The 14,965-nt window shown below is 61.0% G+C and carries 12 protein-coding genes, 1 tRNA gene and 1 pseudogene; 2 read left to right on the forward strand and 12 right to left on the reverse strand.

Annotation, left to right across the window (positions count from 1 at the left end; all coding sequences use genetic code 11):
• Positions 1-235 precede the first annotated feature (235 nt).
• From O6P39_RS06055 to O6P39_RS06080, 6 genes and pseudogenes are all read right to left on the reverse strand, one after another.
• A complete protein-coding gene (locus O6P39_RS06055; RefSeq protein WP_275610497.1) occupies positions 236-1,132 on the reverse strand; it encodes a hypothetical protein in 897 nt (298 codons plus the stop codon).
• A 57-nt stretch (positions 1,133-1,189) separates the two neighbouring features.
• Positions 1,190-2,095 carry an FRG domain-containing protein gene (locus tag O6P39_RS06060; RefSeq protein ID WP_275611896.1) on the reverse strand — a complete coding sequence of 302 codons (906 nt, stop codon included), beginning with the start codon at positions 2,093-2,095 and terminating at the stop codon, positions 1,190-1,192.
• Positions 2,081-2,374 (reverse strand): annotated as a pseudogene (locus O6P39_RS06065) (YegP family protein); the annotation flags it as partial. The gene O6P39_RS06060 and the pseudogene O6P39_RS06065, both read right to left, overlap by 15 nt.
• A 148-nt stretch (positions 2,375-2,522) precedes the next feature.
• Positions 2,523-3,221, reverse strand: coding sequence for a hypothetical protein (locus tag O6P39_RS06070; protein ID WP_275610498.1), 699 nt, complete (start codon positions 3,219-3,221; stop codon positions 2,523-2,525).
• Between the two features lie 299 nt (positions 3,222-3,520).
• Positions 3,521-3,594 (reverse strand) — tRNA-Gly (locus O6P39_RS06075).
• A gap of 151 nt (positions 3,595-3,745) precedes the next feature.
• Entirely contained in the window at positions 3,746-4,639 is an 894-nt protein-coding gene (locus O6P39_RS06080) for an alpha/beta hydrolase (protein WP_275610499.1), read from the reverse strand.
• Positions 4,640-5,142: 503 nt separating this feature from the next.
• On the opposite strand from O6P39_RS06080, the gene O6P39_RS06085 reads away from it, so the two are divergent.
• Entirely contained in the window at positions 5,143-5,976 is an 834-nt protein-coding gene (locus tag O6P39_RS06085; protein ID WP_275610500.1) for a transporter substrate-binding domain-containing protein, read from the forward strand.
• A gap of 2 nt (positions 5,977-5,978) precedes the next feature.
• Positions 5,979-8,852, forward strand: a complete 2,874-nt coding sequence (locus O6P39_RS06090; RefSeq protein WP_275611897.1) for an HD domain-containing phosphohydrolase — start codon at positions 5,979-5,981, stop codon at positions 8,850-8,852.
• A 360-nt stretch (positions 8,853-9,212) separates the two neighbouring features.
• Here the strand turns inward: O6P39_RS06090 and O6P39_RS06095 are convergent, their stop codons facing one another.
• The 6 genes from O6P39_RS06095 to O6P39_RS06120 form a co-directional block, all read right to left on the reverse strand.
• The gene (locus O6P39_RS06095) at positions 9,213-9,959 is read right to left on the reverse strand and encodes a murein L,D-transpeptidase catalytic domain family protein (RefSeq protein WP_275610501.1); all 747 of its coding nucleotides are present in this window, start codon (positions 9,957-9,959) and stop codon (positions 9,213-9,215) included.
• Between the two features lie 362 nt (positions 9,960-10,321).
• Positions 10,322-11,374, reverse strand: a complete 1,053-nt coding sequence (locus O6P39_RS06100; protein ID WP_275610502.1) for a L,D-transpeptidase — start codon at positions 11,372-11,374, stop codon at positions 10,322-10,324.
• Between the two features lie 481 nt (positions 11,375-11,855).
• Positions 11,856-12,551 (reverse strand): pseudouridine synthase, encoded by a 696-nt coding sequence (locus tag O6P39_RS06105; RefSeq protein WP_275610503.1) that lies wholly within the window; start codon positions 12,549-12,551, stop codon positions 11,856-11,858.
• Positions 12,551-12,781 (reverse strand): cysteine-rich CWC family protein, encoded by a 231-nt coding sequence (locus tag O6P39_RS06110; RefSeq protein ID WP_275610504.1) that lies wholly within the window; start codon positions 12,779-12,781, stop codon positions 12,551-12,553. Before O6P39_RS06110 ends, O6P39_RS06105 begins: the two co-directional genes overlap by 1 nt.
• A 100-nt stretch (positions 12,782-12,881) precedes the next feature.
• Positions 12,882-13,727 carry a DUF4824 family protein gene (locus O6P39_RS06115; RefSeq protein ID WP_275610505.1) on the reverse strand — a complete coding sequence of 282 codons (846 nt, stop codon included), beginning with the start codon at positions 13,725-13,727 and terminating at the stop codon, positions 12,882-12,884.
• Positions 13,724-14,800 (reverse strand): DUF2157 domain-containing protein, encoded by a 1,077-nt coding sequence (locus O6P39_RS06120; RefSeq protein WP_275610506.1) that lies wholly within the window; start codon positions 14,798-14,800, stop codon positions 13,724-13,726. The genes O6P39_RS06115 and O6P39_RS06120 overlap by 4 nt, the downstream gene beginning before the upstream one ends.
• Positions 14,801-14,965 lie beyond the last annotated feature (165 nt).

Genomic DNA, 14,965 nt, shown 5'->3' on the forward strand with positions numbered 1-14,965 from the left:
AGCATACGCTTGCACTCTGAATTGCTTTGTCATGAACAGGGAGTCGAACCCTGTTCGGATGGATGTCAGCCCGGCTCTGTGCGCTCCAATTCGACATGGGGGAGGTTGGAGCTTTCTCGTTTTGACCCATTCCGTTCCAGTGGATTCGACACTTTTTCGACAGCTCAGGTTGCGTTCTATCCAGAACTGTCAAACGTTAGTCGCTGATTTGGCGGGAATCTGCTCGGTGCCGAAACTACACCCAAGATCGTGACTTTGGCCATCGCTCGTTAGGCACTTCCAGACGAGCTTTAATCCCCTCTGCGAGGGCATTGCAAAAATCTTTGTATTCGGATCGCCGCCAATGGCCTGATCTTGATTTGAATAATCTGAAGGATACTCTAACGTCAAAATCAGTGATCCATATAGTTTCAGGGTCGTCGGAGTCAATTCTGTATATTCGACCGAGATCAAATGGTTCGATTTCAAAAGAGAAATGTGAATTTGAAAGTGTTAGCTTTTTTTTGTGAATGGATAATCTGCTTCCCCTGGGAACTATGGAATATCCTCCAAACTCGTGGGGTGCCTCAGGGCTTATGTCGAAGTATTTGAGCGTGGGTCTGAGAAGTTCGGTTCCTTCTATTAATACTGTGTCGCCAGCGGCGTCTTTCATTTTGCGATATGTTTCGCGAAATGTTCCGGGGGAGGAATATTTTTCGGATTTCCAGTCTCTCAAATCTGACGAGATGTAGGATATTGCGTTTATTAGTATTAGCTCGACGCCTACGGAAGGGGTGTCATTTATTGTTAGTTCACTATTTAGGTATTTTATTGAATTGTTTTCTTGGTATCGCAGGATTCCGCAATCACCTGTACGGTAAAAAGGGATTATGAAATTATAGATTTCTATCTTTTCTGTGTAGCAGGAATAGGTGTTGAAGCTGGATTTGAATGACTCTTCTTTTAGCTCTACAAATATTGAATAAGCGAATATCACGAATGAGCCAAACATTGCCATCCAACTAGCGGCTACAGATTTTGATCCAAAGTTTGGGATTACTGTTTTGAATAGAAGTGTGAACAGGCAAGCCATTATTATGAGTGTTAGGACTGCTTCAAGTGAGAATTCGTATTCTAGGAATTTCCTTAGCATTTTATCCTCGGCTTGCTCGGGGTGGAGTTTTTTTGGAATGGTTTGGATTTAATTTTGTCAGATTTTGTCCATGTATTTGGCGCTTATGTGGCCGGCGACATGTTCGATTTCGGGGTATATTGTTGATCTGGTAATGCCAAGCGATGCTAGTTGTTCGAGTATTTTCCCTTTTTCCTTTCCGGTAATAATTAGTCGGAATTCGTTGTTTGAGAGTAGATATTTTTCTGGAACTTCTGCAGGGTTTGCTTTTTCTTCATCGACACCGAACAATAGAAAGGCGCCGTCTTGTTTTATTATTCTTGGGTTGTCTAGAACTGGTTTGACACATACTACTGATGGGATGTCATTGGGGTCAATTCGTGCTTCGAAGTATGGTTTTTCCCTCTGTATTTCTCTGACGAGTTTTATTGTGTCTTCATTTTCATTGAATTTCTTTATTGTGGTTTTCTTAGGGAAGCGAGAGTGAGGAGGGAGTCTGCCAATGTTTGATATTACGCTGACTCGGTCGCTGTCGTAGTAGCGGATTTCATCCTTGGGAATTCTGAAAACAATAACTTCTGCATCTGCGGAGCCACCACCTGTGCATGCAAAATAGAGAGCGACTAGTGGGTTGGTTGTAATGTCTAATAATCTGGTTGGCAGCGAATAGTGTTGCATTTTTACTAGTATGTTAAATGTGGAGCCGGATAGTTCGAAATCAGTGGGGCAGCGTAATACAAGTTCGTGAAATATTATGTGTTCGTTTCTTATCCATCCAGGGTTCCTGTAAAGGCTAGGCAGAAGTCTGTATGTTACGTTTCCATGTCCTCGATAGAATATTACTGACTCAGCGTCTTGGCCTAGCCCCTCGATGGCACTTATGAATGTTCTGACGCTACCGATTTTAGGGGGGCTTTTCTCGCCTCCTTGAGTTTCCAGTACGGAGGAAGACTCTAGGTTTGCATAATTCTTAACTGCTGAAATGCCATGTAGAGCAGAGGCTCTACTTGCGTACATCTGGCTTTGTCCAATGACCTGGCCGGATTCGGTTGTTAAAGTGAAGTAGCATTTTCCATTGCTGGTCTCTTTTATCTTGTATGCCCAATCTAGGTTCTTGTACTTTACTACCTTGTATATTGCGGCTTTTGCGGATTCGATATTTTCAAATAACTCGCTGGTTAATATTATCTCGCCGTTGCTGGCATGTAGTGAAAAGTGATATTGGCCGTTGGAGGCTTTCTTTAAATGGAATTTTCCTGTCATGTTTTGTTTGCTTTTTGTGGATGTTGAGGTTCTATTTTTATGTGTTTGTTCGGCAGGGTTTTGATGTGGATTCTGTGTGTTTAATTGTGGTGGCGTCTCTTTGGTGTATTAGCGGGATTTGGGGAGGTCGGACCGCTGTTGTTTTCTGCTAGCCCATTGGGCTGAAGCTACTCGCTGCCGAACAGTAGCGTTGTCTTAATTGGTCGCTACTTAATTTTCTATCACTTTCCCACTGGCGGCCCCATGCTTGGCATTCGCCCTTAAAGAATTGCTTCGCGCCTTTTCTGCACTCGCGGTAATCGATTGATCCCCGTTTGTGGTTTCCACAGACGGTTGTATCGTCGATGTAGTTGTTGATTACTGTCCACTCTGCGTAATAGCGTGCGCCGCCGCTCCATTTGTCGACCCACTCCCCGGTGTGTTCGATGCTGTTCTGGCGAGAGGCGCTCGATGATGAGGTAGGGTTCCGGTACGCCTGTGATTGCCGAGCGGCTTCCATGCTGACGATATTTGTTGCGCCTTTGGGGACGTAGTTGGTGTCGTTGTAGACGGTTTGCTTGGGCTGATTTTGCCGGCTGTTGCGTTTGTTAACGTCATCCCAGAACAGTTGCTCTGACGTCTTCTTTGGCTGGTCGGTGGGATCGCTGAAGTCGTAGGCGGGCGTATAGCTTTCGCTGGGGTGGGATTGAGCGACTGGGGGCTCGGGCGGGAATGGCAGTTTCTGGTCTGCGACGTAGATGGCCAGGGCGGTGAAGCCAGCTCCGAGCGTGATTGCCACCACCCATTTGGTCGTGTCCTGGCGTTTACGCTTGAGGTGCTGTGGTGCGTCGTCCCAGTCTGCTTTCATCTGCACTCAGTCCTTTGAGTTGTGCTGCACTGTCATTGTGCCACTGGATAGTCCTACTTTATGAAGGGATAGGGAAGGGCTTACGTCACTCGGCAATGCCAGGATTGTGAGTAGGCTACGCCGTCGATGAACTCAATGCCGGTGATCACCAGCGCATTGGTTGCCATACCGTGAATTTGCACGTCGTGCAGTGTTGGAAAAAGGGGACAGATTTATTTTCCTTGCCCTGATTGGGTAACGCCCCAGAAAAACAAAAGCCCCCGGCAACGAACGCTGCCGGGGGCTTTTGCATGGGATTCTGGAGCGGGCGATGGGAATCGAACCCACGGCTCTAGCTTGGGAAGCTAGGGTATTACCATTATACGACGCCCGCTTGGGGGTGCCTTTTTACCAGAAGGCGGGGGCTTAGTGAAGCCTTGGGTAGCGAGCTGTGCCGGGGACGCTGCTTTCGTGCAGTGTCGGGTGCAATGAAAAACCGGGGGCGGTGGGTGGTGTCCGGCCCCCGGTGTCGTGCGCTGGCTGCATCAGCCCACCATGGCGGCAATCGGTACGCCCTGGGAGGTGGGCAGGTAGGCCGGGGCGAGCATGGGCTTGCGCTGGGGTTGGAGGAAGGCGAGGAGATGGTCTCGGGTTTCCTGCCAGCCCTGCTTGTGTTCCACGTCGATGAAGTGACCGACGTTGCGGATGGTGCGGAATTCGCAATCGCGGATCAGTTGCTGGAACAGGCGCGCGTCGGCCGGGCTGGTGTAGATGTCCAGTTCGCCGTTGAGGAACAGCAGCGGGATGTCGATGGACGAGAAATTCTCCATGTAGCTTTCCGCGCTGAGCTGGAGCACCTGGCAGATGTGGAAGTGCATCTGCTGGTATTCGTGCTCGTCGAGGCTGCTGACGTGGCGGAAGTTGTAGCGCTTGAACAGATGCGGCAGGTAGCGGCCGATGGTTTCGTTGACCAGGTTGCCGACGTTGGGGCGGTCGCACGCGGAGAGGTAGTCCAGACCGCGGTGCAGGTAGTCGAGCATCGACGCGTTGAGCAGCGGCGAGAACGAGTTGATGACCGCCTTCTTGATGCGAGCCGGGCGCTGGGCCAGGGCCAGCAGGGTGGCGACGCCGCCCCAGGAGAAGGACATCACGACGTCGGCCTGGTAGTGCTCGATCAACCCCAGCAGCAGGGCTGCCTCGTATTCCTTGGTGATCGGTTCGCGGCAGTCGTTGTGGGGCTTGGAGCGGCCCGAGTACGGCTGGTCGTAGCAGACCACGTTGAAGTGGGGCTGCAGGTATTTCACCGTTTGCGCGAAGGAGGCGGTGGTCGCCAGCGAGCCGTTGACCAGGATGATGGTCTGGCGCGCTTCCCTGTTGGCGTGGAACTCCGTGTGTACCCGATGTTGCTGAATCTCGACGACGGCGGTTTCCGGCCTCATGTCGTTTTCCTCCAGACGCAGGTCATAGGAACGCACCCACGATCGGATGCGAAGAAAGTACCCAGGCAGAGGAAAGCGCCTTGACGTGACAGCTTCGTGTCAAACGGCGAAAGTTAATATTTTCTTAATTTTCAATCGGTTACAGCGCCAACAGACAGCGTTCCGACACCGTTTCCAGTGCGGAATGAGGGCTCTTGACCAGGCAGGGAAGGGGCGGCGTGGGGAACGGCTGCCGCTGATGAAGCGTTCTTGGACGTTGTGCGTGACTCATTGGTCACGCTTGAGCCAGAGTTAAGCAGGCGGGGTTGCGCGATGCAACAGCCGGTACGTGATTGTTCGCAATCGCCGGCCGGGAATCCGACGAAGTGACATTTATCTTTGTGACTCGCCGGCGCTTTGGAGAAGGCCGATTACACTCTTTGTGTTAATCACTTCTTCCCGCCCGCAGATGAGCGTCGTTGACGTGCTCCTCTCAAGGCCGATACCGCGGACGGAGCGGGTCAATGGCACTGCACCCCATGCTGCGCAATCTGCAGGTCTTGCCGGCTGCCTGGCTGTGTGCGGTAGCCATGGCCGCGGATCGCTTCGGTTGCGAGGTGCCGATCCGCGTCGCTTATACCCGCAACCTGGTGTTCTTCCACGATGACGGTGGAGGCATCGACGCTGACCTGATCGCCGAGCTGGCGCGGCGCAGTGGTTGTCGGTTCGAGGCTTCGGTGCGGCCGCGCGACGAGATCTGGCGGATGCTGGAGAGCGGCGACCTGGAGATGGGCACCAGCGGGGTTGCCACGCCGCAGCGGCGCGCCTTCACTTACCTGCTGCCGTACGTCTACCTGCGTAACAAGCTGATCGTGCCGGCGGAGCTGGGCAACCTGCAGTCGCTGGAGGACTTCCACGATATGCCCGGTGCGCGCATCGGTGTGATCGCCGGCTACCGCCATGGCCCCTATATCGACGCCATGCTGCGCATCCTGCGGGGCGAGGGGCGGGTGGTGGAGTTTCGTGATGATACGGCGCGCTTCACCGCCTTGCTCAACGGTGCTGTGGAAGGGGTGATCGGCCATGAGCTGAACCTGGAGGGCGCCCTCGTCAATCGCCCTGAGCGCGAACGGTTCCGGGTGGTGGATGTGATGAGTGGGCCGGCCACGCCGCACCACCTGATGCTCTCGCGCAAGCGCTTCACCCCGGCGCAGAGCGCCGAATGGATGCGGTTGATGGAGGCGCTGTGGCTGGATGGCAGCCTGGCCAGGATCATGCAACGCAACACGTCGCCGGCCATGGCGACCGAACTTCTCGATAGCGGATATCGCTACGGCTCAACGGACAGAGGCTGGTGATGATGAAGGCATTCAAACGGGGCGTTCCGCTGCAGCTGCTGGTGGCCGGGGCCATCATCGTCAGCATGCTGGCGCTGGCGGGCGCGTTGCTGATACAGGGCTACCGGGGCGTGGAAGGTGCGCTGGTGTCGGCGGCGGGCGAGTCGGCCAGCCAGCTGGGGGCGACCATCAACGAGCGCATCCGCCGGCTGATCGACCCGGCGGAGAGCGCGCTGCGGCTGATGACCCATGACCCCATTTCGCAGACCGACAACCTGCCGGCGCGCCTGGAGCGCCTGCCGATGCTGGTGGAGAACCTGCGCGCCAACCGCACACTGAGCGCGGTGTACATCGGCTACCCGAACGGCGAGTTCATGCTGATCCGCGCGCTGCGCGTGCCCGAGGTGCGCCGCATCCTGCAGGCGCCGGATGAGTCGAAGTACCTGGTGCAGAGCCTGACCCTGGATGACCAGGGCGCACTGCGCGGTGAATGGCGCTTCTACGACAAGGACCTGCAGCTGTTGCGGGTGCAGGAGCGGCCGGACTATCAGTTCGATCCCCGGCAGCGGCCGTGGTATCAGGAGTCGCTCAACACCAGCAAGACGGTACTGACCCAGCCCTATGTGTTCTTCACCACCCGCGAGATCGGCCTGACCCTGGCGCACCGCAGTGTCGACGGTGCAGCGGTGATCGGCATGGACGCCTCGGTCAACGACCTCGGCGGCGAGATGGGCGACCTGCGCCAGACGGCCCACACCGAGCTGGCGGTGGTGGATGGCAAGGGCACGGTGATCGCCTATCCGGACCTGTCCAGACTGCTGATCCATCAGGGCGAGGACTTGCGCCTGGCGACCCTGGACGAATTGGGCGTGCCAAGCCTGACCCAGCTGAATGCCGCGTCGATCCCGGCCAGTACGCCCCAGGCTTTCGAGGCGGGCGACGAGGCCTGGTACGGCATCTGGGTACCGCTGTCGAACTTCACCAGCAGCGAGGTGCGTGTGCTGATCGCCATTCCGTCCGTCGAACTGCTGGCCGGCGCTCGACAACTACTGTTCAACCAGGCCCTGTGGAGTGCTGCGCTGCTGTCGGTGCTGCTGCTGATCGGCTGGTATCTGGGGCGTCGCATCGCCCGTCCGCTGACGGCGTTGGCCGACCAGGTGGGGGCGTTGGCCGCCTTCGATTTCGCCCGTCCCATCGGGGTGAAGTCGAAGATCGCCGAGGTTCGCGACCTGAGTCGGGTGATGGGCAGCATGTCGCGCACCATCCACAACTTCCAGGCCATTACCCTGACCCTGAGTCGGGAGACCCACCTGGACAGCATGCTCGAAGGGGTACTCTCGCGCCTGGTGGAGGCCACCGGCGTCATGGGCGGTGCCGTGTACCTGCTGGAGGACGAAGACTGCCGCTTGCGCCTGGCCTGCGCGGTGAACGGTGAGCAGTACCCGCAGTCGATGCTCATCGAAGGTTTCACCGAGGCACAGCTGGCCGAGCGGGTGGGGCAGGCGCTGGCCAATCGCGGGCAGTACATGGAGGTGTCGCTGCGCAATCGCAGCGATGAACTGCTGGGTGTCCTCGTCCTGCAACTGGCCGGGGAGGGCGCTCGCAGCCGCCAGCCGCGGCCGCAATTCAAACGCTTCGTCGAGGAGCTCTCCGGCGCCGCGGCGGTCGCCATAGAGACCCGCCAGCTGATCGAGGCCCAGCAACGCTTGCTGGACGCCATCATCAAGCTGCTGGCCGACGCGATCGACGCCAAGAGCCCCTACACAGGCGGCCACTGCGAACGGGTGCCGCAATTGGCGGACCTGCTGCTGCAGAAGGTGATCGACGCCCGCGATGGCGAGTACGCCAGCTTCACCATGAGCGACGCGGAGCGCTACGAGTTCCAGATCGCCGCCTGGCTGCACGACTGCGGGAAGATCACCAGCCCGGAGTACGTGGTGGACAAGGCCACCAAGCTGGAGACGCTGTACAACCGCCTGCACGAGGTCCGCACGCGCTTCGAAGTGATCTGGCGCGATATCGAACTGGACTACTGGCGCGGTCTGGCGGCGGGGGACGACATCGGCCCGCTGGCGGCACGCCGGGACGCGCTGCATGAGGCGCTGCGCGAGGATTACGCCTTCGTCGCCCAGGCCAATATCGGCGGTGAATTCATGAAGGACGAGGATATCGAGCGCCTGAAGCGCATCGGCGAACGCCGCTGGCTGCGTCATTTCGATGATCGCCTGGGCATCTCCCGCGATGAGCTGGAACGCTTGCGCGGCCGCCCGGAGCCCACCTTGCCGGTGGAAGAGTTCCTGCTCGCCGACAAGCCCGAGCACCGCGAACACTGGGGCGAGCGCAAGCCACCGGTGGATCGGGACGACCCGCGCAACGTCTGGGGCTTCGACATGCGCCTGCCGCCCTATGCGAGCAACCAAGGCGAGTTGTACAACCTGGGAATTCGGCGTGGCACGCTCAACGAGGAGGAGCGCTTCAAGATCAACGAGCACATCGTCCAGACCTTGATGATGCTCACCACCCTGCCGCTGCCGCGCCACCTGCGCCGGGTGCCGACCATCGCCGCCAACCACCACGAGAAGGTGGATGGCACCGGCTACCCGCGCAAGTTGTCGAGGGAGCAGATGAGCATTCCCGAGCGGGTGATGGCGATCGCCGACATCTTCGAAGCGCTGACCGCCGCCGACCGCCCGTACAAGGCGCCGAAGACGCTGTCGGAATCGCTGAAGATCCTGGCCTTCATGGCCCGCGACCAGCATATCGATGCGGAGCTGTTCCGGGTGTTCCTGATCCAGGGGGTGTACCTGGAGTACGGCGCACGCTTCCTGCGGCCGGAGCAGATGGATGAGGTGGATGTGCAGGCGATGCTGCAGGTGCTGGAGGGGGTGAAGGCGTAGGGCGTACAACCGTTCGCGGTTGTACGCCGATACACCGAGCGCATCGTTGGCTCCATGGCAGAGCCCGGAGAGGTATGGCGCGTGGCTCCGTGGTCGGATTCGGAGTGCCCTGAACCCAAGGTCAAACGGCGTATAACGCCGAACGTTATACGCCCTACGCTCCCGGGAGAGGGGACTGTTCGGTGCAGGATGAAACCGTAGTGTCAGCCGGCACGGACGGCTCCCTCTCCCTGAGGGAGAGGGCTGGGGTGAGGGGGAAGCGCAGGCAGGGATTAACCCGGTAGAAGACAGTTGCTCCTACGCAAGCGTCACCTTCCGCAGCGACGCCTTGCAGGAGCGAGCTTGCTCGCGAACCGCCACTCAGCGCTTGGCGAGGTTCTGCGCGTAGCGGTTGATCTGCGGGTTCTTAGCCACGGTGCAGCTTTGCCCGGCGAGGAACTGTGAGGTCTTCAGCCATTGCTGCTGCGGGTAGTAGGCGAACACGTAGCTGCCGTTTTTCACCGTATCGATCAGCTTCTGCGCGACCTGCGGGCGTACCGCCGGGCAGCCCAGGCTGCGGCCCAGGCGACCGAGGCCGGGGACGACCTTCGGGTCGGCGTAGGCGGCGGCGTGCATGACGATGGCGCGTTCTTCGCTGTTGTCATTGAAGCCCGGCTCCAGGCCCAGCAGGCGCAGGGAGCGGCCGTGCTTGCCGGTGTAGGTCTGGCCGGTCTGGTAGAGGCCGATGGAGGACTGGTTGCTCTCCGGAAGGTTGGAGAAGGAGGTGGCCATGTCGTCACCACTCTTCTTGCCGTGGGCGACCCACTCCTCGAACAGCAGCTTGCGTTGCTTGAGGTCGAATACCCACAGGCGCTTGTCGCGGGATGGCTTGGAGTAGTCGATGACGGTCAGCAGCTGGTTGTCGCCGCCCAGCTGGGTGCTGGCGCACTGCAGGGCGTTGAGCGCCAGGCGCAGCGTTTCGGTGTTGGTGGCGGGCGCGAGGCGGTGGAGTTCCTCGGCCGTCGGCAGGCGGGCGGCGGACGCACTCTGCCAGCTACCGAACGCGAAGAGCGCGGCACTGGCGACAGTGATCCGGAAGATCCCCCGTAACTTCGAAAAAGTCAGCATGAATACGACATTCCCGTTGAATCGATATGGTTTTTTCTGGGAAACGCCGCATTGTGCGTGATTTTTGACCAGTGGTGTGGTTGTTTTTTAACCATTTACTAGCCCGCCTGTCGGTAAATGCGCGTGCTTGACGCTGTCGAACCCCGTCTGCTGCAGGAATGCCGGGCTGCGAAGTCGGCCTGTGGGCATTTCGGGAGCGGGTGCTGTTTCGAATTTCTTCGGCCACGGCGGCGGGCGCATGAGTGCCGTTGATCCGGACATTGGGGCATGGCCAGCATCAAGGCTGGCCTCCTGCTATCAAGCATAGCGGACGCGCGCCGCCACGGAGCTGTGGACGCTGAAGGCTGCGCCGCTCCATGGCTTCAGTTGACCGGCTGGTTCTTGACCGGCTTCTGTTCCGCCGGCCGGTCGTTGGTGGTGATGACGGTGAAGTCCGGGTTGCTGCGCATGCTGCGGGTGGACGGCAGGTCGGTGATGATCAGGGTGCTGCCGACATCCATGCTCGCCATCAGGTTGCGCAGGAACTCGCGGTCCATACTGAACCTGCCCATTTGCTCGGCGGGCGTCAGGCCTTTCTGCGGGTCGCTGACCTGCACGGTGGTCCAGCGCAGGCTGGGGTTCAGGCTGTCGATGTCGCTCTGGGTGGGCTTGGTCATCAGCGAGAACGCGGCGACGCCGGTCTTTTCCTCCGGATGCTCGAAGGCCACCGGCGCGGTGCCGATCTGCAGGCCGCCACGGTAGACGTAGGCGCGTCGGTCGGCGCGGCTGATCAGTACGGAGAGCGGGCCTTTCTCCGCCCCCGGATCGCTCCAGAACGGTATCACCATGCCGCTGTCGTCGTGCGGGCCGGCGGGGCGCCCGTCGCTGACGATAGGGGCGAGCAGGCCGGGATGGTAGACCTCCACCGGCGAGCTCTTGGCGTCGGAGATGATCACAGTGGTGGTGCTGAAACCGGTGACCTCGTAGAGCTTCTTGGCGAAGGCCATGGGCAGGCGAATGCAGCCGTGGGAGGCCGGGTAACCGGGCAGGTTGCCGGCGTGCAGGGCGATGCCGTCCCAGGTCAGGCGCTGCATGTAGGGCATGGGCGCGCTGTTGTAGAGGTCGGAATGGTATTCGACCTTCTTCTGCAGGATGGTGAACACGCCGGTGGGGGTTTCCTTGCCTTTCTTGCCGGTGCTGACGGTGGCCACGCCGATGGCGATGCCGTTGCGGTACACGTAGGCGCGCTGTTCGGTGAGGCTGACCACCAGCGTGACCGGTCCGGCCGGGGAGATTTCCGGGTACCAGAGGAACTGCCCGGGCTTGAGCGTCTTCAGCGCCGCCTGCAGGTCGGACAGTGGCGAGGGCTTGCTCGGGGTTGCAACGGCGAAGCTGGCGCTCAGGGCGAGCAGCAGAGCGACCGACAGTTTCTTCATCACCTTTCCTTGGGACGCGGATTTTGCTGGAGCTTAGCCAAGCCGTGGCGGCGGCTGCAAACCGCCGGGCTGAACGGTCTGCGGGGCGATTGGCCGGGATTGCTGCTCAGGTGATCGTGGGGCGTACAAGCGTTTGCGGTGGTACGCCGATACTTCATACGTACCGTCCCGGGTCGGGTCAGGTGCGGAGCGAGTGTTGGTAGGAGCGAGCTTGCTCGCGAACAGTGTCAGCTCGCCGCTCAAATGTCAGCAGGTTCGCGAGCAAGCCCGCTCCTACGAGGTACATCTGCGCTTGGGTCGGCCCTCACCCTAACCCTCTCCCAGGGGGAGAGGGGACCGTTCGGTGCAGGATGAAACCTTCGTGTCAGCCGGGGCGGACTGCCCCCTCTCCCTGAGGGAGAGGGCTGGGATTAGGGGAATGCGCAGGCACGGACTCCCCGGAAGGAGACAATTGCTCCTACAGGTGGCCGTTGGCGTGGGATCACCCCAGCTCGGCAATCTCCTGCGCCGTCAGCGCGCGGTACTGGCCGGGCTGCAGTGCCGGATCGAGTCTGAGGCTGCCCATGCTCTCGCGGTGCAGCCGGGTCACCTTGTTCTGGAAGTGGCCGAACATGCGCTTGACCTGGTGGTAGCGGCCTTCGTGCAGGGTCAGGCGTGCCGCGCGCGGGGCGAGGATTTCCAGTTGGGCGGGCAGGGTGGTGAGGTCTTCGAAGGCGAAGTACAGCCCTTGCTCGAAGGTCTGCGCGTAGTGCGCTTCGATGGGGTCTTCGGTCTCCACGTAGTAGACCTTCGGCAGCTTGCGCCCCGGCAGGGTCATGCGCCGCGACCACTGGCCGTCGTTGGTGATCAGCAGCAGGCCGGTGGTGTTGTAGTCCAGGCGGCCGCCGATGTGCAGTTCGTGCTTGTCCGGCTCGTCCAGCAGGTCGAGCACGGTGCGGTGCTCGGCGTCGCGGGTGGCGCTGACGCAGCCGGCGGGCTTGTGCAGCATGAAGTAGCGGGCGGGCTTGCCGGCTTGCAGCAGCTCCTCGTCCAGTTCCACCCGGCTGAACTCGCGGACTTCATGTTGGCCGTCGCGCACCACCTGGCCATCGACGCGCAAGCGGCCTTCGGCGAGTAGTTGGCGAGCCTGCTGGCGATTGAAGCGGGGCAGGTTGGCGATGAAACGGTCCAGGCGCATCAGCGGTTCTCGTCGGCGTCCTGGCCCTGCGGGGCGAGCCCGACGGCGCAGCGCGGGCAGAGGCAGGCGCGGTCGACCAGTTCGGGCGGGATGCGCTCCAGGGCGTTGCGCTCGATGCGCTCGCTGAAACACCAGCACGCCTGGCCTTCCAGCGCCGGGTCGGCCTGGGTGCAGCGGTTGGACTGGCCGCAGAGCGGGCAGCGGCTGGGATCGGGAGTGACGTCGTTCATGACCGGGTGGTGCGAGGCAAGACGGTGCGATGCGGGCGCACAGGGTGCAGCGCCCGTGCGCCTTGCGCAAGCGGATTCGGATCGGCGCGGCGGGCGCCGGTCAGGAGCCGCTCGGCGCGACCTCGATGCGTTCGATCCAGGGCTCCAGGCGCTGGCCGAAGGCGATCTGCGCGTTGAAGCGCTGCATCCGCTCGCGCTCCTCGTCCGCCTGCCAGCTCTCCTCTTCCAGCACCTGCCGCCAGCGATGCGGCACGTTGATGCTGTCCACGCCCAGGGCGCTGGCGGTGCCGCCGAGGGTCCAGATGTGCTCGTGGAACAGCGAGATCGGCCGCACCCGCCCATGCACGATCAGGTAGCGCTGGCGGTCCGGGTAGCGCTGGCGCAGGGTCTGCAGGTCGAGCCCGACGTCCTTGAGCAGCAAGCGGGTGGCGAACCTCTCCTCGCTCTTGAGGGCGTTCTGGCTGTCCTTGAGCTCATAGGCCAGCTTCGGGTTGCCCGGCGCCGCGGCAGCGGCCTGTTGCGCGGCATCCAGGCGTTTGCGCGCCAGTTGCAGTTCGCGCTGGTACAGCGGGCCGTCCAGTTCCAGCACCAGCAGGGCGGCGCGCGATTGCTGGTGGTCGAACTGGCGGGCGCTGTCGTCGTCCACCTGTGCGGGCATGCGGAAGCCGAGTCCGGCCATCTGTTTGGCCGTGATGCGTGGCTCCCAGGCGCGGCTGTGCGGGCCGGCGCTTTCGTCTTCGCTGGGGAAGCGCCAGTTCAGGCGCAGGCTCAGGCCACTGTTTTCGTTATGCCAGGTGCTGTTGTGCGCCAGTTCGCGCTGGCTCAGGTGCGACTGGCTGTCCGGCGTGCCGGTGCGGTTCCAGGCCACGCCGCCCAGGGCTACGGCGTTGACCAGCAGGATCAGCGAGACGCCGCCGAGCAGCGCATGGGTGCGGGTCCAGTTCATGGCTGATTCCCTCCCAGCAGCCCGTGGACATTACGCAGGCGGCGCAGCACGAGCAGGATCAGCACCGCACACAGGCCGAGCACGAGGAAGAACAGGTACTTGGGCATCACCGCCCACCACCAGTCGAAGAACTTGGTGTAGAGGAACACCACGAAGAAGGTCAGCCCGGTGTTCACCACCTCCGGCCATTCGCGACGCGCGCCGAGCCAGATGACCAGCGCCGAGGCGACGAAGCCGAGCACCTGGTAGAGGTTTTCCACTGTGCTGAAGCCCAGCGGCAGGTAGCTGCCGCCCCCCCAGTTGGCCAGCACCAGCATCGGCAGGAACAGCCCGAGCAGGCCGAACACCCGGTAGATCGCGGCGAAGCCATCGAAGCGCCCCTGGCCGATCAGCGAGGGCACGAGGAAGATCAGCAGGGCGGCGGGGAAGAAGTTTTCCGGGCGCTCGCCCACGTCCAGCCAGTAAACGCCGCTCCAGGTGCCGACCCGTGCGGCGACATAGCCCATCACGCAGATCAGCGCGGCGGCCAGCAACAGGCGGGCGTTGCAGGTGTAGGCCAGCAGCAGGGCGTAGGCGGCCCAGGGCAGCAGGGCCTTGTCCGAGGGGGTGATGTTGAAGATCTGCCCGATCATCACCACGTTCAGCACCAGGCAGGCGAAGGCCAGCATGGCGGCGAGCCTGGCGAAGTAGCCGGAGGCGTCGCGGCGCTGCAAGGCGAGGGTCAGCAGCAGGCTGCCCAGGGCGGCGGCGATGAGGATGACCACCTGGGCGGTTTCCGCGAACAGCCCCCAGAACTGGTAGAACAGGAAGAACAGGCTGGCCGCCAGAGCCAGCGCGCCGAGGAAGGAAGCCACACGCATGCCCAGGGACAGCCGGTGGTCCTGGCTGTCGCGGTCGATGTCGAAGCGCGCGCGGTAGTCGGCGAGCAGGCGTTGCTGGTGATCGTGCAGGCGTTCGCGTTGCGTGGCGTCGAGGATGAGCGCGCGCTCATCCTCCAGGCGCCGCAGTTCCCGGTCGAAGGCCAGGATGTCATCGACGCGGCGCTGCGCCTGCTGGTGGCTGAGTTCGGGCATGGCCGATCCTTGCGACGGGTGATGCTTGGACTCTAGCTCTTGCCGGGGAGGGCTTCCATGGGGTAGTCGGCCGGGGGCCGTGCAACGGGTTCGCGAGCAAGCTCGCTCCTACGAAGAGCTCACCGGCGCATGCCTGCAGGAGCGAGGGGGGCGCCCAGTTCTTGC

Origin of the sequence: Pseudomonas sp. PSE14 (genome assembly GCF_029203285.1) — a bacterium.
Classification (GTDB): Bacteria; Pseudomonadota; Gammaproteobacteria; order Pseudomonadales; family Pseudomonadaceae; genus Pseudomonas.